The following is a 19,002-nucleotide window of genomic DNA, read 5'->3' as shown; positions in this document are numbered from 1 at the left end:
TTCACGCCCCTGACTGATGGCCGCAGTGGACCGCGAGGCGGTCCTCGTGGTCCCCTGACAGGAACCGCGCCTTCAGTTTGATGATCCAGTACCAGCAGATCTTCAAGGGCATGGGATCTGCCGCCAGTTGGGCCTCGAATGCCGCCTCGTCGAACTGCGAATCGCTGAAGGTGGAGATGTTCGCGGTCCGGCCCTGCATGGTCGCAACGAAGCGTTGCTGGGTCCGGATGATGTCTACCGTGGCGCCGTACTTGGCTTCCCGGGCGAAGTCCAGCGCCAGCCCCGACTCCCGCCAGACCGCATCGAGCGGATCATTGCGCAACAGAAGCAGCGTGCAGATGTGGTACATGGCATAGCACGCGGCGGGCAGATCGCCCGTCTCGATCGCGGCGCGAAATGACGCCCGGATGAAATCGATCGGGGTCGCGATCGGCTGCGTCCAGAAGGCAGTCGTTCCCATCGCGTAGAGGACCTTTCCCCGATAGACGACGAAGCCGTGCTTGTCAACCAGGTCGCACGCCAGCTGGCCGAAGCGATACCCGTCGCCGTAGCGGTGAAAGACGGGGCCGAGCACGATCCCGAGATAGGCACAGCCGTGCGTGGACGCGCCGCACATTCCGTGTTGCATGCTGACGTTCACCATCCGGCACACAAGCAGGCAAAACAGGTTGGAGTCGGTGAAGTAGGCGGGCGCCAGCAGGGTCGAAAGCACCTGCATGGCGGCCTGCAGTTCCGGATCGGTCATCAGCGGCAAGTCGATCAGGCTCTCGATCGGGCGCCCATCGAGGTTCTGCCAGAGGCTCTCGTACTCGGCCTGTGCCTGCTCCGGAGTCGGGTGCGCAGCAAGGTCGATTCCGAACAGGCGCAGGCAGGCAAGCGCGGTGTCAACGGCTTGTGCGCTTTCAGACTTGACCGTATGGAGCAGGATCTTCTGGTGGTAGACGGCAGCCCGATCGACCTTCGCCGCCGCGCGCTGCAGTAGCTCCACAAGCAATTGCTCCGCTGTGTCGAATTCGCCGGTCAGGAACTTGCACGCCGCGCATTCGAGCCGGAGGCTGAACATCAATTCGTAGAGGGTGGCCCAACAGGTCTCGTCGAGCAGCGCCATGCCGGCGGCGAGATATACATTGGCCGACGAGTAGGCGGCCGACGCCTTGGCCTTTCGCCCGGCACGCAGCTCGATCGCCGCGACCTGGGCTTTCTCGTCTCGATCGATCAGCCGTTCGGCGCCCCGATTGAACTGGCTCGCCATGTCGAACAACTGCTCGGCGCGCTGATCCGCCGTCAGGTTCGCCAGCAGCAACCGTCCGATGCGCAGGTGGACGTCGGCACGTTGCTCGTCGGGTATCAGTGAATAGGCCGCCTGCTGGATGCGGTCGTGCAGAAATCTCCAGGTACTCTCCTGTTGGAAGACCAGCCCGGCGTGGACGGCTTCCTGCAGTGCCGTGTGGATCTCCGCCTCTGTTGTCCCGTGAACCAGGCTCAGGGTCGCGGCCGGCGCGACGTTACCGAGGCAGGCGAGCTGCTTGAGGACTTCCTGGGTGGTGGAAGAGAGCCGCTTGAGCTTCGCGGCCATGAGATCCACCACGTTATCGGTGTAGTTCTTGGCCCGGATGCGACTGACGTCCCACTGCCAGGCTGGCGCGACCGGGTCGAACGCGAGCAACCCCTCTTCGGCAAGTGCCGTGAAAAACTGGATCGTGAAGAACGGATTCCCGCCGGTCTTCTCATGCACGAGCCGAGCCAGAGGGCTTGCGCGATCCCGCCCGCAATGCAGTGCATCGGCGGCGAGCCGGCCGAGATCGTCGAGCCCCAGCGGCGCCAGCACGATCTCCTGCACTCTCGCATCGGCCTTGCGGATCGCCGCCACCGTGCGCAGGAGCGGGTGCGCAGGGCCGACCTCGTTATCCCGGTAGGCTCCGACCAGCAGCAGATGCCGCAACTCGGAATGCGTGACCACATGCTCGAGCAGGTCGAGCGTTGCCGGATCGAGCCATTGCAGATCGTCGAGGAACAGCGCGAGCGGGTGCTCCGGCCGGGCAAACGCACCGATGAACCGCCGGAACACCATCTGGAATCGGTTCTGTGCATCTCGCGCGAGCAATTCCGGAACGGGCAGCTGTTTCCCGACGATGAACTCGAACTCGGGAATGAGGCCGCAGATAAGTTGGCCATTCGGCCCCACCGCCTCCGCCAGGGCGTGGCGCCACCGGGCCACCTCCGCTTCGCTCTTGGCGAGGATCTGACGGACCAGCGTCTGGAACGCCTGCGCCAGGGTCGCGTAAGGGATGTCACGCTTGTACTGGTCGAACTTGCCGGACGCGAAGAGGCCGCGCGGCAGGACGAGCACCTTGTGCAGTTCGTTCACCACGGAAGATTTGCCGACGCCGGAATATCCGGATACGAGCACGAGTTCCGGAGTCCCTTCAGCCGCGACCCGCCCGAAGGCCGCGAGCAGGGCCTCGATCTCGCGCTCCCTCCCGTACAACTTCTCCGGGATCCGCAACCGGTCCGAAAGGTCATGCGTCCCCAGCGGGAACGCATCGATGCGGGACTGCGCCTCCCATTGCGCCAGGCAGCGCCGCAGATCGCTCTCCAGGCCGGCGGCGGTCTGGTAGCGCTCCTCGGCGTTCTTGGCCAGCAGCTTCATGATCAGGGTCGACAGCGGGCCGGGGATCGTGGCGCGCTCACCGGGCGGTGTCGGCTGGCGCGCGATATGGCAGTGCACCCACTCCAGCGGATCGGCGGCAACGAACGGAAGGGTGCCGGTGAGCATCTGGTACAAGGTGACGCCCAGGGAGTAGAGATCGCTGCGTGCATCGATCGAGCGGTTCATGCGGCCGGTCTGCTCGGGCGCCATGTAGGCGAGCGTGCCCGCGATGACCTCGGGTGGCGCCGGCGCCTGGCTCTCGTGCGGCAGCCGCGACGCGATGCCGAAGCCCGTGAACCAGACCTTGCCGCTCGCGACGTCGACGAGAACGTTGGCCGGCTTGATGTCCTTGTGTACCAGGCCCTTTTGATGGATCCGCCCGAGCGCGGCCGAGAGACCGATGGCGATGCTCAGGAACTGCCGCAGCTCCATCGGCGTGCCGATGAATCGGCCCAGCGGCTCGCCACCCGCATCCGTGAGCACGAGCATCGTTCGCGCTTCGCGACGCGTGAGCGCGAGCGGCTGGGCCGCCCACGCGGGCTCGAGCTCGGCCGCAAGCGAGTATTCATGCTGGAGCCTCTTCAGGCTCTGGGGTGCGGGCTGTTGGGCCACGGCAATCAACATGAGGACCGGGAATGGGTAGCCCGGCAGCCCGCCACGGTACAGGGCGAACTCGTCGTCCTTGCGCAGCATCTCCAGCGCGTGTCCGGAATGCTCTTTCATGGGAGCCCCCTCGCGTGCCCGCACCGGGTCCGGCGAAGCCGCCGAGCCGGCACCACAAATCTCATGCCCCTTCCGGTTTGGCCCCGGGGAACCGACGCATTGTCATCCGGATAGTCGGTGTGACTCAAGGAGGCGACCGCAATGCCCTTGCCGGGAAAAGCGGCGAGATTCAGTGAGATGGCGCGGGCCTGCTGGCGCCTGGGGGTACAAGCGCAGCAGCGACTTCGCCCCGTTGTAGACCGGCACGCCGTTGATGGTCTTGCCTTCCATGGTGCCGCGGTAAGCGTGCCCGTCGAACACGGCGCCCACGGGTTAGCGCAGCAGCGGCTCCTCGGATCCGCACGTTTCGAAGTACATCACGTAGGCGTAGCCGCTCGCACGGCGCGCAGCGCCGCAGCGTAGAAGTTGCTCCCGTAAGTCGAACTCATGATTGCTTTCTCCGCTCGGCCACCGGTCGGCCTGCCGTGTCGGAGGCATTCGTCCCGAAGGGGGACAGGAGCCGGGAAAGCTCCCGCGCGGGAAGCTGTCCCGGGCGGGTGGGTGGGTTGGCGCAGCAGGTGCGCCCCTGCGGCAAAGCTCAAACGGACAGGGCCTCGCAGAAGCTGGTCTGCCCTGTGAATGCGGCACTCACCAGGAGTGATGGCTTTCTGGAAACGGCCAATCGGGAGGTTTGCTGCTGGCGCGCTCGGAAGGTGTGATGCCGCCCGGCGGTGTGGGACGAGGACGTGCCGCCGGTGCCTGCATGGAAGAAGCGGCGCGTCGAGCGTTCACGGCGTCGATCACGTTCTGTGCGGAGAGCCTTGCCGCGACGTCCAGACCGGCCGCCGTGAGCGCGCCATTGATGGTCAGGAGCCCTGCGGCCTGGAGCGCCGCGCCCACGCGCGGACTGGAGATTTTCACGGGACCGGGGTGGCTCCGCAATGCATCCAGTAGCAGACGCTCCTTTGCTGGGGACAGCGCCTTCCGCGCGCCGTCCGGCGCGTTGTGTCGCTTGTCGCCCGATCCCGCCACTGTGGCCCTTTCGAGGTCCGAGATGGTCTGCGCGCCCTGCGCGGTGCGTGAGGACCTTCCATTCTCGTGCAGCGCGATTGCACCCAATGTGGCCCTCGACCGCCAACCGTTGCCGGCGCTCAGGTGTGGACCACCTCGGGTTCGCGTCCCACGTGGCTCTGGTCGCTCGCGGTGAGGTAGACGTCGAGCCCGAGGCGAGGCCCCAACGTGCTCACTTAGTCCTGCAGCTTGTCCTGATCGCCGAGGCGCGCATCGGCGATCAGGGGCGGTTCGCCGGCGCACCGCGGCGCAAACCGTTCGGGGAACAGGGCGAAGACGATCGACTTCAGCTTCGGGGCTTGGGCGCGCAGCTTCTCGCAGATGAGAAATCCGCGGCCGTCGCCAGGTCGCTGCCGCGATTGCGAGCGCGCCGGACGAACCGGTAGAGCATGCCGGCGGCGAGGCTGCGCCATTCCTGTAGGCCTGAACCATCGCATCAACGACGTCACCTTCCAGAGCCTGTCGACCCGTGTGGATTTCGACGAGGTGTATTGCGGCGACGCTGACTCGGCGCCTTGCGACTGCAGGCGGACCAGACCCGGCGCGAGGATGAGGCCGCCAGATGAATCAGCGATTAAGCAGGGCACGACAACAGTTGCCTTCGATGTTTGTTCGGGTTTTTGGCAACCCCGCACGAGAGGCACGTTCCAATGTGCAGAAGCCTGGCCTACCATCTGGAGTAGCAACTCCATGAACCGATTTTCAGCTCCCCCGGCCTGCGGCATCCGCCGCGTTCTCGCACCCATCATTGCGTGGGTCGCCATGGCGCTTGCGGCCGGGTCTCCTGCTCCGGCCTGGGCGCAGGCGCAGCGCGACTCCGATCTCCTGGTGAACCTGCGGCACGACTGGGAAGTGGCGCGCTACCAGAGCCCGCCTGGAGACCGCGAACGCTTGTTCGCTGCGCTGGCGGGCAGGGCGCACACAGTCGCAGACCTCATGCCCGGGCGTGCCGAGCCCCTGGTGTGGGAGGGCATGGCAATGAGTGCGCAAGCCGAAGAAGAAGGCTTGCTCGGCGTCTGGACCAAGTACCAGCTCACGCACAAGGCCAAGGCGCTGTTCGAGGCCGCGATCCGGATCAATGGCGACGTCCTCGATGGCGCCGCCTACATCGGCTTGGGCATGCTTTACTACAAGGTCCCGCGCTGGCCCATGAGCTTCGGCGATCTGGCAAAGGGGGGCGAGTTGCTGCAGAAGGCCCTGGCGCTGCACCCTGGATCCATAGACCCCAACTACTCCTATGGCGAGTACCTGTTCGAGACGCGCAGGGCCGACCAGGCAGTGTCCTACCTGCAGAAGGCCTTGCAGATACCGATCCGCTCCGGCTACCAGGTGGCGGATACCGGCCGCCGGGAGGAAATTCGCGCGCTCCTGAACCAGGTCAAGGAGCGCTGACCGCCGCAGCCGGGCGCAGCACAACGCGCACGCCCTGGCCTGCGTGCGCCGTTCCGAACTCCACGGCCAGTCCGTGCAGGTGCGCTATCCGCTGCACGATCGAGATGCCCAGGCCGCTGCCCAGTTCGCGTTGTCCTTCGGGTCGCGAGAAGCGCTGCCCCAGTTGCGTGACCCGCTCGGGCAACAGCGACGGCCCCTCGTTCTCGACCTCCGCGCTGTTCGTTCCAACGCGCAGCGTGACCGTGCCGCCCTCTGGCGTGTATCGCACGCCGTTATCCAGCAGGTTGCGAAGCAGCACCGTCATCAGCGCGGTGCTGCCTGTCAGGGGCCACGTCGGCTCCGTTTCACGCGGCCATTCGCACGCGAGTTCGACCTTGCGCTTCTCGGCCAGGGCGAAGCAATCGTTCATGACCTGCTCCACCAGAATGCCCCAGTTCACCGATTCCACCTGCGCGAGGAGCTCCACCGACTCGACCCGCGAGAGCGCAAGCATCTGCGTGACGAGCCGGTCCATGCGCGCGAGGCCCGATTCGAATTTTTCTTCGGCGCTCCGTCGCTCTTCCCCGGAGCGCGCGCGGCGCAGCACGTCCCACTGCGCGCGCAGTGCTGCCAGCGGTGTGCGCAGTTCGTGGGCGGCATCGGCGGTGAAGCGGCGCTCGCCGGCAAGTACCGCCTCGATCCGGCCGAACAGTCCATTCATGGAGGCCAGCAGGGGCCGCAGTTCTCTCGGAGCATCCACCACCTGCAGCGGGCGCAGGTCGTCGGCCTTGCGGCCGCCCAGCTCCGCGCTGAGGTGGTGCAGCGGCGACAGCGCGCGGCGAACCGCCCAGGCCATGGCCCCCAGCAATACGGGCAGCACGAGCACCCAGGGCACGGCCTGGCTCACCGTGAGGTCCCAGACCAGGTCGGTGCGTTCGCGCATCCTCTGGCCTGCCGCAACCAGCCAGGTCCCGTCGAAGGATTGCAGGTAGTAGACCCGCCAGGGCTGGCCCTCGATGTCCTCGAGCGTGAATCCCACCGCGTCGGCAAGGTAGGGGATCTGCACGCCCTCGCGATCGGCCGCGGCGATCTGGCCGCGCGCGTTCCACACCGCGATGGCGAAGGCGCGCAGGTCGGCGTCGCCCACCAGGCTTTTCTTCGGCATGGGCGGCAGCAAGGCGCCGACGCGCAGCGAGGCTTCAGGGAGCGTGGCTTGCACCTGGCGCGCCAGGTGGATGATCTCGGTGTCGTACAGCTCGTTGATCTCGTGCCGGGCCCGGTGGATCGTGATCGCCAGGCCCGCCGCCCAGACGACCGGCGCGCACAGCAGCAGGTACAGCAGCAGCCTACGCTGCAGGCTCACGAAGCGGCCTCGCCGGGGCCGAGCGCGTAGCCCACCCCGCGGATCGTGCGCACGATGCCGGGGTGGATCTTCCGGCGCAGATGGTGCACGTAGACGTCGACCGTGTTGCTCTCGGGCTCGCTGCCGTTCCAGTCGTACAGGCGCTCTTGCAGATGGGCGCGCGACATCACGCGCTGGGGCTGACTGAGGAGTGCCTCCAGCAGCGCCATCTCCCGGCTGGTCAGCTCGATGTTGCGCCCGCGCCAGCTGACGGTCTTGTGCGCGGGGTCGTACGCCAGTGGCCCATGGCGCCACACGGCCTGCACGCGGCCGGCGGCGCGGCGCACGAGGGCACGCAAGTGCGCCGCGAGTTCGTCCACGCCGACCGGTTTCACCAGATATTCGTCGGCGCCCAGGTCCAGCCCCGCGATGCGCTGTTCCACCGCGTCCCGCGCGGTGAGGATGAGAACCGGCAGCGTGAGCCCGTTCGCTCGCCAGCGTGCCAGCCAGGTCGCGCCGTCGCGGCCGGGCAGGCCCAGGTCAAGGACGACCGCGTCGTATTCCGTGTGGCTGATCGCGGCGTCGGCTTGCGCGCCGTCGCCAAACCAGTCCACCACGTGATCGAGCTGTTGCAGCCCGGTGGCGAGGGCATCTCCGAGCAGAGGATCGTCCTCCACGATCAGCAAGCGCATGGCCGGGCGTCGGCTACCTGGCCTTGATCGCGTCCATGAGGGCGCGCACTTCGTGGCGCCGGCCGGCGTCGGCAATCTCGCGGCCGGGGCGCGGCGGGGCTCTCAGGGCCTTCTCGAGGTAAGGCAGCGGATCGGACTGTCTGGTCTGCATCAGATATTCGGCGTAGAAGAAGTTCGCATCGATTCCCTGCGGATCGATGGCAAGGCTCTTCTGCAGCAGTTCGCGCGCCTTGTCCTTGTCACCGAAGCCGATAGGCCAGCCCGGGACCCTGTAGTAGAGCACACCGAGGCTGTCGTACGCCGAGCCGTTCAGGACCTCACCATCGATCGCGATGGCCTGCTCGAACAGCCGCTTGGCCTGCCGTACCAGGTCGAGGCCGCCGAGGCCGCCCTTTTCGCCGGCCCACGAGCTGAGGATGATGCCTTCCCAGACCAGCGGCTCGGCGCGTCCGGGGCTGGCGCTGGTGACCTGGCGGGCCTTGGCGGCCAGCGATGCGAAGCGTTTCTCGCGCTCCGCCGCTGGTTCCTGATAGCGGATCACCTCCCATTCATGCTGCAGGCCGGTGACCGCGTCCTGGGCCGGGTCGGCGATGGCAGCGAAGCTGCAGGCTGCGCAGAGCACCGCGCAGACATGGCCCAGCGCCGTGCGGCGGCTGGGCGCGCCAGTGAGGAGGACCGATCGGTGCATGCGGGGCGTCTTTGGAAGTTGGGTGTGGAACATCATTCGGCTGCGGCTTGGACCTGCGGGTGAAGCAGGTGTTCTCGGTGGCTGGAGAAGGCACCATCCAGGAGCGCGGGTGCGCAGCCGTTCATGCGTACCGCGAACCTTTCCGGAACGCCCAGGAAGCGCTCCGGCTGTCCCGAGCGCAGCAGGTCCACCAGCGCGCTGGCGACCGTCTCGGGCGGATCCGATGCGGTCCCGGTCGCCCGGTTGAAAGCCTCGGCACTGGCCGAATTGAGAGCGGTCTTCGTGCTGCGCGGCCCGAGGTACTGCACGCGCAGCGGACCCTTGCCCAGTTCGCGCCGCAACGCTTCGGCGAAACCGCGCAGGCCGAACTTGCTGGCCGAGTACACGGCGTACCCCGGCAGGCCGAGGCCGCCCAGCACCGAACCGACGCAGACCACGCGCGCTGAAGCCTGGGCTCGCAGGTGCGGCAGCAGCGCGCGCGTGAGAAGCATGGGAGCGAGCAGGTTCGTCGCGAGCACCTGCTCGATCGCGTCGGCAGACGCGTGCTCGAACTGCCCGAACAAGCCTACGCCGGCGTTGTGGAGCAGGACGTTGCATTGCCACCGGGCAGCCCGCGTTGCCAGGTCGGCGACGCCCGTGTCGGTGAGCAGATCGCCGGCGAACCATTCGACGCGCGCCGGCGCCGCATGCGCCTGCTGCAGCGACTGCGCCAGCTGCTCGAGCCGAGCCGAGTCACGGCCCGTCAGCAGGACGCAGGCGCCGGCCGCCAGCAGCGCGTGCGCGCTGGCCGCACCGATGCCCCCCGCTGCGCCCGTCAGCAGGACCCGTGCTTCGGTGAGCTTCATGCGGGAGCTCCAGCGGCGGCGCGGTCAGGCATCGTCGGAAGGGCACCAGTGCCGGCAAGCGGCAGGCTGCGGAACACGTCGCCATAGAGCTTGAAGAAGGCCCGGGCAGCATGGATGATGTCGGCCTGGTCACGCGGGTCTTGGATGCGGTTCATCAGCAGCGCGAACGAGCCGACATGCTCGTTGTCCAGCGTGCCGTGGGAGCGCAGGTAGGTGAAGGCGCGATCGGGCAATTGCAGCGCCTTCTGGATCCGGTCGGCAGCCATCAGCGCCAGCGACACGCTGGTGCCTTCCAGCACGTACACCATCCCGAAGAACCCCAGGGGGTTCCGGCGGACGATCGTGTCGTAGGCATAGGCCACCATCAGTTCGGTCGCAAGATCAGGCGGGCCGGCGCGCACGACGGCCACGTCACCTCCCGCCGCCGCGATGTCGTCGAGGATCCACTGCTCATGGCCGATTTCTTCCTGCACGTACTCGTCGAGCGGCTCTTCCAGCCACCGGTTGCGAACCGGCAGCGCCGCCTGGCAGGCGTGCATCAGAGGCACGGTGTGGCGTACGTGGTGGAACGCTTCGCGCAGGAATGCCAGGTAACTTGGCAACGAGACCTCGCCGCGCAGGCAGGCCTGGATGATGGCGGCTCCCAGCAGGCCCTGGCGGGCATCGGCTGTTTCCGCGACGAGACGCTCGTAGAAAGTCATGGAGATCTCCTGGGATGGGGTGCTCGGGGGGGGCACGCCGAAGCCCAGCTCCGACGCATGCGCAACCAGGACGGCTGCGCGCTGGGGCCGGCCATTCGCGGTGGCCATGCCGCTGGCGAAGTCGAAGGCGGCCCTGGCGCGCACCCACGGGCCAATGCGCGCGTAATCCGGCAGCGTGCCGTTGGCTGCGTCCACTGCCTGCTGCAGTTGCTCATCGCTTGCGTCGGCGTGCGCCGGCCAGAGGACGGCGCCGAGTCCCGGCTGTCCGTCCCCCAGCACCACCGCTTGCGCGATGGCACTCTCGCTGCGCAACGCGGTCTCCACCCATTCGGGTGAGACGTTGCGGCCGTAGCCGGTGATCAGGACGTGGTCACGGCGGCCGCGGACGTGCAGGAAACCGTCGGCGGCAATGGACCCCAAGTCACCCGTGGGCCACCACGCGGGCACGGGCGTGGAATCTCCCAGGTATCCCGCGAACAGGCTGCCGCCAATCTCGATTTCATCCTCCGCTCCGATGCGTACCAGTGCTTGCGGCAGCGGCTGGCCGGCGCTGCCAAGCCTGTGGGCGCCCGGCAGGTTGAGCGTCTGCACCGAGCCTCCTTCGGACAGGCCGTAGCCCTCGTAGGCCGGGATGCCGAGCGACCATGCGCGTGCGAGCAGAGGCCTGCCCACGGCCGAGCCACCCACTGCGACGAAGCGCAGGCATTCCGGTGCGCGTTGGCCGGATTGCTGCAAGTGGTCCGCCCACGCTCGCAACATCTGCGGCAGCAGGATGATGCTGTTCGGCCGGTGCTGCAGGACTGCGGCATGGAGGCCCGCGGCATCGAAGCTGGATGAGCCACGCAAGCCGACCTGGGCGAGCGGGAGCGCGATGCACGTGACGCCACGCGCCAGCGGCGCCAGCACGCCGGCGATGTTTTCCAGCAGCACCGCAAACGGCAGCGCGCACAGGTGCCGGCGGATGCCGAGCGGCTCCAGCGCCGCGAGCAGTCCCGCGGCCACGCGCCGCATTCCGGCCTCGGTGAGGCAGACGCCCTTGGGGGCGCCCGTCGTTCCCGAGGTGAAGGTCACCTTGGACGTGTTGGCGGGCATCGCCACCGGTTGCGAAGGAACGCGGACCAGGGCGAGCTCCTGGCCCGCCACGCTGCAGGCCTGCGACGGCAGTTGCGGCCATTGCGCCGCGGCACGCGGCAGCGTGAGTACCGTATCGACACCGGCAGCTTGCAGCGCATGGCTGATTTGCTGCGGCGTGAAGAACAGCGGCAACGGGACGTGCACGAGCCCCGCGGCAGCGGCGGCGCGATCCGCCACGATCCAGGCTGGAGAATTGTCCAGGAGCGTGGCCACCACTCGCGCACCATCGCGTTCCAGTCGCGCGGCGAGATCGCTGACCTCGAGCTTCAAGGCCTCCAATGTCCATGCACGCTGGCCGTCTTCGAGCGCAATGGACCCAGGTGTCACACCCGGCTCGGTACCGTGGGAGAGTTCAGTCGGCATGGGCATGCGAGGTGGTCCTGGAACCCGGGATGCGAGCTTGGAACTGCTGCAGCACCTGAGGCAGGTAGCCGCCGACGACGACCGGTTGGTGCCGGTAGTAGCTGCCCCAGAGCGTGGCCTGCTCACCGAGCGCACGCGGATCGGCGAGGCCGAGTGTCATGGGTGTGAGCCCGAGGCGAACGAGCAGGTGTCGAAGTTCCTGCGTGACCGTGGTGGCCACCCACTGGAAGCCGTGCTGGGCGAGGTGCGGCCCGAGCAGCAGGATCAGGCGTCGGCCTTCGCCGGCCTTGCGCGCGGCGAGGTGGCCGACCTCCACGATGCTGCGGCGGCGGGCCGGTGCCTGCGGGTGCGGCGCCAGCATAGCCTCGACCGGCTGCGCGAGATAGCGTTCGAGGAACAGCGGCTCCTCGGCGGCAGGGCGGTAGCCGGCAGCTGCCAGGATGCCGCTTCGGTCGCGCAGTGTCACGAGCACTGGCGCGAGGGACGGCAACGCAGCGCCGAAGCGGTGGGCATAGACGCCGCGGATGAAGTCTTCGACCTCGAGGCGGCACGGATCGCCGGCCGTGTGCGTGGCCAGCCACGGGGACGAGGATGGGGCAATGAACATGCGCTGAGCTCCTGGGCTGCCTGTGGAGCGCGAATGCTCGTGCCTCGACATGAATGCGGGATTAAGAGCGTCCAGGGTCACGAACGGGCGAAACGCTCACCGGTACGCCGACAGGTCAAGCTCCACGCGGTAGCGGCGCCCGCTGCCGTCGGTCATTTCGAAGGACGAAGGCCCGGGATCGGCTGCCTCCAGCCGGAACCGATAGGCGACGTCCCGAGACAGCGCTCCTGCGGCCGGGCCTGTCCGTCGGAGCCCACGACCCGCTGGCTGCCGCGGAACGGCCGGCCGCGTTCGACCGCCTGCGGCTCGAGCCGGATGCCGGAGGCCAGCGTGAGGGCCGAAAACTGCATCCGCTCGAGAACGTCGCGCCCGCGCCCGTCGCTACTTCGCGCATGGACGATGACATCCACCGTCCGGGCGGACTGGGCATGGTCCTCCCCGCTCGCAGGCCGCCCCTGGCGCGCCTGCACGTAGCTGGTTCAGCGGGCCCGCTCGAACGGGGTGCGCAAGGTGAACATTGCCGCAGCTGTACGGCGTGCTACAGATCGTATTACAGCAGAAAAAGAACAGCGCGGCCAGATCAGGCGCGGTCGTGCGACGTTCTTTAGATCGTTTCATTAATCGTTTCACGGTTCGACCTGAGCGCGGTAGACTCCACTCGCAAAAGGCCAGTTTTCGTCGACGCATCAATCGTTTCACTGAAATGCCCACCCCTGACGATGTGCTGCGCACCCTGCGCATTGCTGGCCGGCAGAGCGCCGGTGCTCTGGTGGAGCGCCTGGGCATCAGCCGCGCCACGCTCATGCGGTACGTCCAGGCGCTGGGTCCACAGGTGCTGTCCATGGGGCGGGCGCGCCGCACCACCTACGCGGCCACCCGCGCCATCCGCGGCGCCCGGCTGGAGTTGCCCGTCTACTGCATCAGCGAGACCGGAGAAGCTCAAGAGCTGGCCAGCCTGGTTCCGCTCGCCGACGGCACGGCGCTGCAGGTCCGGCAGCAGCTTGGCTGGCCCCTGGACGAGGACATGGCCCAGGGCTGGTTCGACGGCATCCCCTACATGCTCTATGACATGCGCCCTCAGGGATTCCTCGGCCGCCACTTCGCGCGCGCCAACGCGGCGCTGATGCAGGTGCCGGAGGACCCCGCGCAGTGGTCGGACGATGACATCCTGTACGTCCTGTCCATTGCCGGCGTGGATGTGCCGGGCTGCTACGTCCTCGGAGAGACGGCGCTGCGCACGTGGCTGGCCCTCACCCAGCAGCCAGTTGACGCCATCGAGGACGACCAGGTCGATGCAGCCTACCCTGCCCTTGCGCAGGCGGCCATGGCCCAAGGCATCCCCGGATCGTCCGCCGGCGGCGACTTCCCCAAGTTCACCGCGGTGCGCAGGATCCAGGGGCAGATCGTGCACGTGCTGGTGAAGTTCTGCGGCTCCGATGTCTCCGCGGGCACGCAGCGCTGGTCGGACCTGCTGGTGTGCGAGCACCTGGCCGGCGAGGTGATGCGCGAGCGGCTGCAAGTGGAGGCGGCGGCGAGCCGCGTGCGCCAGGCCGGCGGCCGCACCTTTCTGGAAGTCATTCGGTTCGACCGCCACGGCGCACACGGCCGCTCGCCCCTGTGCTCCTGGGGGTCGCTCAACGCCGGGGTGGTCGGTGCGGGACCGGGCCCCTGGACGGCGGCAGCCGCCGCCCTGGCCGCGCGCGGCTGGATCGACGCGATCACCCGTTCGCGCATCGAGCTGCTGTGGCATTTCGGCAAGCTGACCGCCAACACCGACATGCATGAGGGCAACCTGTCGTTTCGCCCGGGACTTGCGCTCGCGCCCGCCTACGACATGCTGCCGATGCTGTACGCGCCCGAGCGCGGGGTCGAATTGCCGCAGCGCGAGTTCGCCCCGCTGCCGCCCATCCCCGCGGAGCGCGAGGCCTGGAACGCGGCGCGGCCGGCGGCTGTCGCCTTCTGGGAGCGCGCAGCAGCGGATGCTCGCATCAGCGCCGGTTTCCGCGCCATTTGCGCCGCTAACGCGCAGCGCCTGCACGCCATGCACTGAGGGCTTGCCATGTACCCTGCCCTGCCCCTCGAACTCGCCCAGCAAGCCTGCGCGCCCTCGCTGCTGGCCGCAGGCACGCCGGTCGCACCGCTGGATCCGCACCGGCTCGACGACCAGGCGGTGGCAGCGATCGCGGTGTTCCAGACCGCCGGCGAGAGCGAGAACACCCGCCGCGGCTACCGCCAGGCGTTGCGCTACTGGCTGGCGTGGTTTCAGATCCGCTACGGCCGCGCGCTGCAGCTGCCGGTGCATGTGGCGACCGTCGCCCAATTCATCGTCGACCACGCGGAGACTGCGCCTGGCGCGGGCGACCAGCAGCTGCCCGCCGCGCACGACGAGCGGCTGGTGGCCGCGCGCATCAAGGCCAACCGCGGGCCGCTGGCGCTGGCCACCATCGAGCATCGGCTGGCCGCCCTCGCGCGCGCCCACCGCGATCACGACCAGCCCTCCCCGGTGGAGGAGGCGCACGTGCGACGCCTGTTGGGCGAAAGCTCTAAAAAGTCACGAAAGCGCGCTGCGGAGCCATGGCCGCGGTGGACATTTGTGGGTTCGGGGAGCCAAAGGGATGACCCCTCTTCCCTCCATTACCACCAACGACTAGATTTCACCCATGGGAAGACGTACCGGATTTGGAGCCATCTTTCGCGCGGCCGCCCGCGCTTCGGCCGCAGCAGAACGAGACCGCCATCGGCAGATCAGGGCCGCGGCCACCCAGGCGCGACGCGCCCACGCTCAATTCACCCGCGAACAGAAAGCGGCGGACAAGGAAGCGAAAGCCCAGTACCTGGCGGATCGCCTGGCTGAAGCCGAGGAGCAGAACGCCGAGGTGCGCGAGCAACTGGAGCAACTGCAAGGCTTGCTGGCGCACACGCTGTCAGTCAACGACTGCATCGACTTCAACTCGCTGCGCATCGTGCCGCAGCTTCCGAAATTCGAGTTACCGATAGAACTTCGCCCAGATTCCGAACCACGCCTGATCGTGGTCAAGCCGGTGGGATTCCTGGGGCGGTTGGTTCCAGGCAGCGCCCAGCGCCATGCCGTAGCCACAGAACGCGCTCGTGCCGAGCACGAGGCGGCGATCGCCCGGCACGGCGAGTGTGAGACAGAGAAGAAAACAAAGCTTGAAGAGCTCCGCAGGAAGCACGAGGAGCAGGTCGCGCACATCCGCGCGGACGCGGCCGCCCGCAACGCTGAAGTCGACGAGTTGGAGGCCCAGTACCACGCCGGCGAAGAAGAAGGCGTCGTCGCCTACAACGAGATGGTGCTGGAACGCTCCGAATACCCGGACGCCGAATTTCCCGAGATGTTCCGGGTGGCATATGTCGCGGCTTCGCGGGAGCTGGTGGTCGAATACGATCTCCCCGAACCGACGGTCATCCCGCAGGAGTGCGATTTCAAGTACGTCCGCACGCGCGACGTGATCGAGAGCAAGACGCGCAAGCCGGCTGAACTCAAGGCCATCTATCAGGACGTGATCGCCTCAATCACCCTGCGCACGCTGCACGAACTGTTCGAGGCCGACCAGGGCAACGTCCTTTCTTCGGTCACCTTCACCGGCATTCGTGACACTGAAGACCTCGCTACCGGAAACCCCGTTCGGGTTCCGGTGATCTCCGTCCGCGCTACGAAAGACGAGTTCCTGGCGATTCGGCTGGATCGCGTGGACCGCGCGCTGTGCCTGAAGAACCTGGGCGCACACGTCTCGCCTCGCCCGGATGAACTGCTCGCGGTGAGGCCGATCGTGGAATTCGACATGGCGGATCGGCGCTTTATCGACCAGGGTGATGCCCTTTCCGTCATCGAGTCGCGTCCCAATCTCATGGATCTCACCCCGTCGGAATTCGAGACCCTTGTCTCCAACCTTTTCAGCAGCATGGGGCTCGAGACGAAACTGACTCGCGCTTCACGTGACGGTGGAGTGGATGCCGTTGCCTACGACGCGCGGCCGGTTCTCGGCGGCAAGGTGGTGATCCAGGCCAAACGCTACAAAGACACGGTCGGCGTGAGCGCCGTGCGCGACCTGTACGGGACCATGCAGCATGAAGGGGCCAACAAGGGCATCCTCGTCACAACCAGTGGATACGGACCGGACGCGCACCAGTTCTCGAAGGACAAGCCCATCGAACTGATCACGGGGAGCGGCCTTCTGCACCTCCTGCAGGAGCACGCCGGCGTGCGGGCGCGGATCCTGACGCGATAGCAGCGCTCGCTGCAGATGCAGAAGCACGCACAACGCAGTCAGGGTTCGAACACCGGTACGGTCGCAAGCGCTCGGAATGCGGGCGCGCCGACGTTGACTGCCGAGAACGGCGTGAGAGCGTGGGGAGACACGGCAAGCCCCTCTACTCCGGAGGTCAAAGTTCGCGTCGCAGCCCTGTGGGCGCACGGAGGCAGGCAATGGCTTCAGCCGACCCATAGCGACGGTAAGCGGTGTGAGGTAACCGGCCACCGTGTTGGGAGATCAGGAGTTTTCCAAGTGGAGTGGAGTTCTGATGTCCCGGAGCTACTAACTGTCGCCAGTTCCTATTCACGGGCAGCAACCATGATCAGCTCTCGGCCGAGCCGGATGCGCGGCCGACCACCTCCGCGCACCGGCCGCGCCGCATTGAACTTTGAATCGCCCCGGCTTCCGTGGAGGCCAGTTGGTTTAAGTCAGGCCACCACCGTGGCGACCTGATTGGCTAGTTGCCGGTAGTAGTTTGCCTCAGCCTCCGCCGGCGGGATGTAGCCGATGGGTTCGAGGAGGCGATGGTGGTTGAACCAGGACACCCATTCGAGAGTGGCCAGTTCGACCGACTCCCTCGTTTTCCACGGCGCCCGGCGATGGATCAATTCGGCCTTGTAGAGCCCGTTGATTGTCTCGGCCAAGGCGTTGTCGTAGGAGTCGCCCTTGCTGCCCACAGAGGGTTCGATGCCGGCCTCGGCCAGGCGCTCGGTGTATCGAATACTGACGTATTGCGAGCCGCGATCGAGTGGCACACGAGACTTCCGTCGCGCTCAGGCTGCCTGGCATACAGCGCCTGCTCCAGGGCGTCCAGCACGAAGTCCGTTCGCATCGAACTGCTCACCCGCCAGCCCACGATGCGACGGGCAAACACGTCGATCACGAATGCCACGTACAGCCAGCCCTGCCAAGTCGACACGTAGGTGAAGTCACTGACCCAAAGCTGGTTCGGCCGCTCGGCGCGGAACTGCCGGTTTACGCGGTCCAGCGGGCATGGCGCCTTGCTGTCGCTGATCGTGGTCCTCACGACCTTGCCGCGCATGACACCTCGCAGTCCCAGACGGCGCATCAGCCGCTCCACCGTGCAGCGGGCTACCACCGTCCCTTCGCGGGCCAGTTGCCTCCAAACCTTGTCGGCGCCATAGACCTGCATGTTGGCTTGCCAGACACGCTGGATCTGCGGCGCCAGGTCCTCGTCGCGGCGAGCCCGGGCACAGCGTCTGTCCGGTTCACGCAGCAGCGCTGCATGGCGCCAATATCCCGACGGGGCGATCTGCAGTGCCTTGCAGATCGGCTCGACTCCGTGGGTGACGCGGTGTTTGTCGATGAAGTCGTTCAGGGCTTCAGTCGGCGGTCGAGCTCCGCCTGGGCGAAAAACGCGCTCGCCAGTTTCAGGATCTCGTTGGCCCGGCGCAGCTCCTTGTTCTCGCGTTCAAGATCCTTGACCCGTTGCGCCTCGGACGTCGTGACGCCTTGGCGCACCCCGGCATCGACCTCCACGCGCTTGACCCATTCCAGCAGCGTTTGCGGCACGCAGCCGATCTTCGGCGCAATCGATTCGACCGCCGCCCACAGCGACGGGTACTCCCCCTTGTGTTCCTGCACCATCCTCACCGCACGCTCACGGCCTCGGGTGAGAACTTGTTCGACTTCTTCATGGCTCAATCCTCTCAGAGATTTGAGCCTCCTCAAAAGCCGGGGCGATTCAATGTGCCAATGGCTGACGCCTTTGCATTAGGAACAATAGCGCTCCGTGATCGCTGACACCTCGCTCGACTCACTGGATCCGCAGCAGCTTCGGCAGGCTGTGCGGGAATTGCAGGAAGTGGTCCAAGCGCAGTGCCGCGACGGTGGCGACGGGCGCCCGCGTCATGGCCCATAGCGCGATGCCATAGGAACCGAGCGAGGCGATCGCGCCCACCAGAGCCAGCGGCGCCCGCGCGCGGGCATAGTGCGAGGCCACCGCCCACCCGCGGCGATGCAGCACCATCAGCGCGAACGGCCAGCCGTCCAGCGCGAACAGGGCGATCACGTACTGCAGCGGGTTGCCCGAGGCGCGGGCGCCGAGCGCATCGACCACGGTGTAGACCGCGATCACCACCGCGTTGGTCAGCGCGAAGGCCACTGCCCGCGGCGAGTCCATGGCGTGGCGCGACAGCCCGAGCGCCAGCACGCCGCAGCTCACGCCCAGCACCCCGAGCCAGGACAGCGCAGACAGCGACTCGCCCACCGTGAAGGCGGCCGACAGCGCCACCAGCAGCGGCGCCGTGCCCCGCATCAGCGGGTAGGTCAGGCCGAGGTCGCCGTGCCGGTAGGCGCCGGTCAGGGCGATGTAGTAGCCGATGTGGATGACCACCGAGGCCAGGATGAAGGGCCACGAGCCAGCCGCCGGCAGCCCCACCAGCAGCAGCAGCGGCAACGCGACCAGCGATCCCGTCAGGTGGATCAGCGCCGTATCCAGCGCCTTGTCTGCGCTGGACTTCACCATCGCGTTCCAGCTCGCGTGCAGCAGCGCGCCGAACAGCACCGCCGCGACGATCGGCCAGGTCAGGACCACGGCCG

The 19,002-nt window shown here is 67.3% G+C and carries 14 protein-coding genes, 1 pseudogene and 1 other annotated feature; of the genes and pseudogenes, 3 read left to right on the top strand and 12 right to left on the bottom strand.

The genetic code is table 11. The features are described 5' to 3' along the window. Nucleotide 1 precedes the first annotated feature (1 nt). From JWP60_RS15015 to JWP60_RS15005, 3 genes are all read right to left on the bottom strand, one after another. The gene (locus JWP60_RS15015) at nucleotides 2–3,373 is read right to left on the bottom strand and encodes a serine/threonine-protein kinase PknK (protein WP_299792845.1); all 3,372 of its coding nucleotides are present in this window, start codon (nucleotides 3,371–3,373) and stop codon (nucleotides 2–4) included. 627 nt (nucleotides 3,374–4,000) lie between these two features. Next, nucleotides 4,001–4,273 (bottom strand): hypothetical protein, encoded by a 273-nt coding sequence (locus JWP60_RS15010; protein ID WP_299792842.1) that lies wholly within the window; start codon nucleotides 4,271–4,273, stop codon nucleotides 4,001–4,003. A 326-nt stretch (nucleotides 4,274–4,599) separates the two neighbouring features. Continuing rightward, on the bottom strand, nucleotides 4,600–5,115 hold the full coding sequence (locus tag JWP60_RS15005) for a hypothetical protein (RefSeq protein ID WP_299792839.1): 516 nt from the start codon (nucleotides 5,113–5,115) through the stop codon (nucleotides 4,600–4,602). Here JWP60_RS15005 and JWP60_RS15000 point away from each other — a divergent pair. After that, nucleotides 5,114–5,815, top strand: a complete 702-nt coding sequence (locus JWP60_RS15000; protein WP_299792836.1) for a hypothetical protein — start codon at nucleotides 5,114–5,116, stop codon at nucleotides 5,813–5,815. The two genes, JWP60_RS15005 and JWP60_RS15000, sit on opposite strands and share 2 nt — an antisense overlap. On the opposite strand, the gene JWP60_RS14995 is transcribed toward JWP60_RS15000, so the two are convergent. The 7 genes from JWP60_RS14995 to JWP60_RS14960 all read right to left on the bottom strand — a co-directional run bounded on the left by JWP60_RS14995 (nucleotide 5,802) and on the right by JWP60_RS14960 (nucleotide 12,576). Further along, the gene (locus tag JWP60_RS14995) at nucleotides 5,802–7,157 is read right to left on the bottom strand and encodes an ATP-binding protein (RefSeq protein ID WP_299792833.1); all 1,356 of its coding nucleotides are present in this window, start codon (nucleotides 7,155–7,157) and stop codon (nucleotides 5,802–5,804) included. The two genes, JWP60_RS15000 and JWP60_RS14995, sit on opposite strands and share 14 nt — an antisense overlap. Next, nucleotides 7,154–7,828, bottom strand: coding sequence for a response regulator transcription factor (locus JWP60_RS14990; RefSeq protein ID WP_299792830.1), 675 nt, complete (start codon nucleotides 7,826–7,828; stop codon nucleotides 7,154–7,156). Before JWP60_RS14990 ends, JWP60_RS14995 begins: the two co-directional genes overlap by 4 nt. 13 nt (nucleotides 7,829–7,841) lie before the next feature. Beyond that, nucleotides 7,842–8,552, bottom strand: a complete 711-nt coding sequence (locus JWP60_RS14985; protein ID WP_299792827.1) for a hypothetical protein — start codon at nucleotides 8,550–8,552, stop codon at nucleotides 7,842–7,844. After that, complete coding sequence (locus JWP60_RS14980) at nucleotides 8,549–9,361, bottom strand: SDR family oxidoreductase (RefSeq protein ID WP_299792824.1); 813 nt, start codon at nucleotides 9,359–9,361, stop codon at nucleotides 8,549–8,551. The genes JWP60_RS14985 and JWP60_RS14980 overlap by 4 nt, the downstream gene beginning before the upstream one ends. Next, nucleotides 9,358–11,565, bottom strand: coding sequence for an AMP-binding protein (locus tag JWP60_RS26775; RefSeq protein WP_363320860.1), 2,208 nt, complete (start codon nucleotides 11,563–11,565; stop codon nucleotides 9,358–9,360). Before JWP60_RS26775 ends, JWP60_RS14980 begins: the two co-directional genes overlap by 4 nt. Then, entirely contained in the window at nucleotides 11,549–12,166 is a 618-nt protein-coding gene (locus JWP60_RS14965; protein WP_299792821.1) for a thermostable hemolysin, read from the bottom strand. The genes JWP60_RS26775 and JWP60_RS14965 overlap by 17 nt, the downstream gene beginning before the upstream one ends. A 152-nt stretch (nucleotides 12,167–12,318) precedes the next feature. Continuing rightward, nucleotides 12,319–12,576 carry a hypothetical protein gene (locus JWP60_RS14960; protein WP_299792818.1) on the bottom strand — a complete coding sequence of 86 codons (258 nt, stop codon included), beginning with the start codon at nucleotides 12,574–12,576 and terminating at the stop codon, nucleotides 12,319–12,321. A 107-nt stretch (nucleotides 12,577–12,683) separates the two neighbouring features. On the opposite strand from JWP60_RS14960, the gene yjjJ reads away from it, so the two are divergent. Both yjjJ and JWP60_RS14950 read left to right on the top strand, forming a co-directional pair. Beyond that, nucleotides 12,684–14,216: a type II toxin-antitoxin system HipA family toxin YjjJ gene (yjjJ, locus tag JWP60_RS14955; RefSeq protein WP_363320859.1), complete on the top strand. Its 1,533-nt coding sequence runs from the start codon at nucleotides 12,684–12,686 to the stop codon at nucleotides 14,214–14,216. Between the two features lie 610 nt (nucleotides 14,217–14,826). Continuing rightward, nucleotides 14,827–16,416, top strand: a complete 1,590-nt coding sequence (locus tag JWP60_RS14950) for a restriction endonuclease (RefSeq protein ID WP_299792815.1) — start codon at nucleotides 14,827–14,829, stop codon at nucleotides 16,414–16,416. A gap of 452 nt (nucleotides 16,417–16,868) precedes the next feature. Here JWP60_RS14950 and JWP60_RS14945 read toward each other — a convergent pair. Both JWP60_RS14945 and JWP60_RS14940 read right to left on the bottom strand, forming a co-directional pair. Further along, a pseudogene (locus JWP60_RS14945) lies at nucleotides 16,869–18,098 on the bottom strand (IS3 family transposase). Beyond that, nucleotides 17,705–17,821: a sequence feature (AL1L pseudoknot), on the bottom strand. (Overlaps the previous pseudogene by 117 nt.) Before the next feature lie 119 nt (nucleotides 18,099–18,217). Beyond that, a complete protein-coding gene (locus tag JWP60_RS14940) occupies nucleotides 18,218–18,997 on the bottom strand; it encodes a phosphonate utilization protein (RefSeq protein ID WP_299792812.1) in 780 nt (259 codons plus the stop codon). Nucleotides 18,998–19,002 lie beyond the last annotated feature (5 nt).

The organism is Ramlibacter sp. (assembly GCF_028291745.1).
GTDB lineage: Bacteria > Pseudomonadota > Gammaproteobacteria > Burkholderiales > Burkholderiaceae_C > Ramlibacter.
This window is presented reverse-complemented; position numbering and strand designations above follow the sequence as displayed.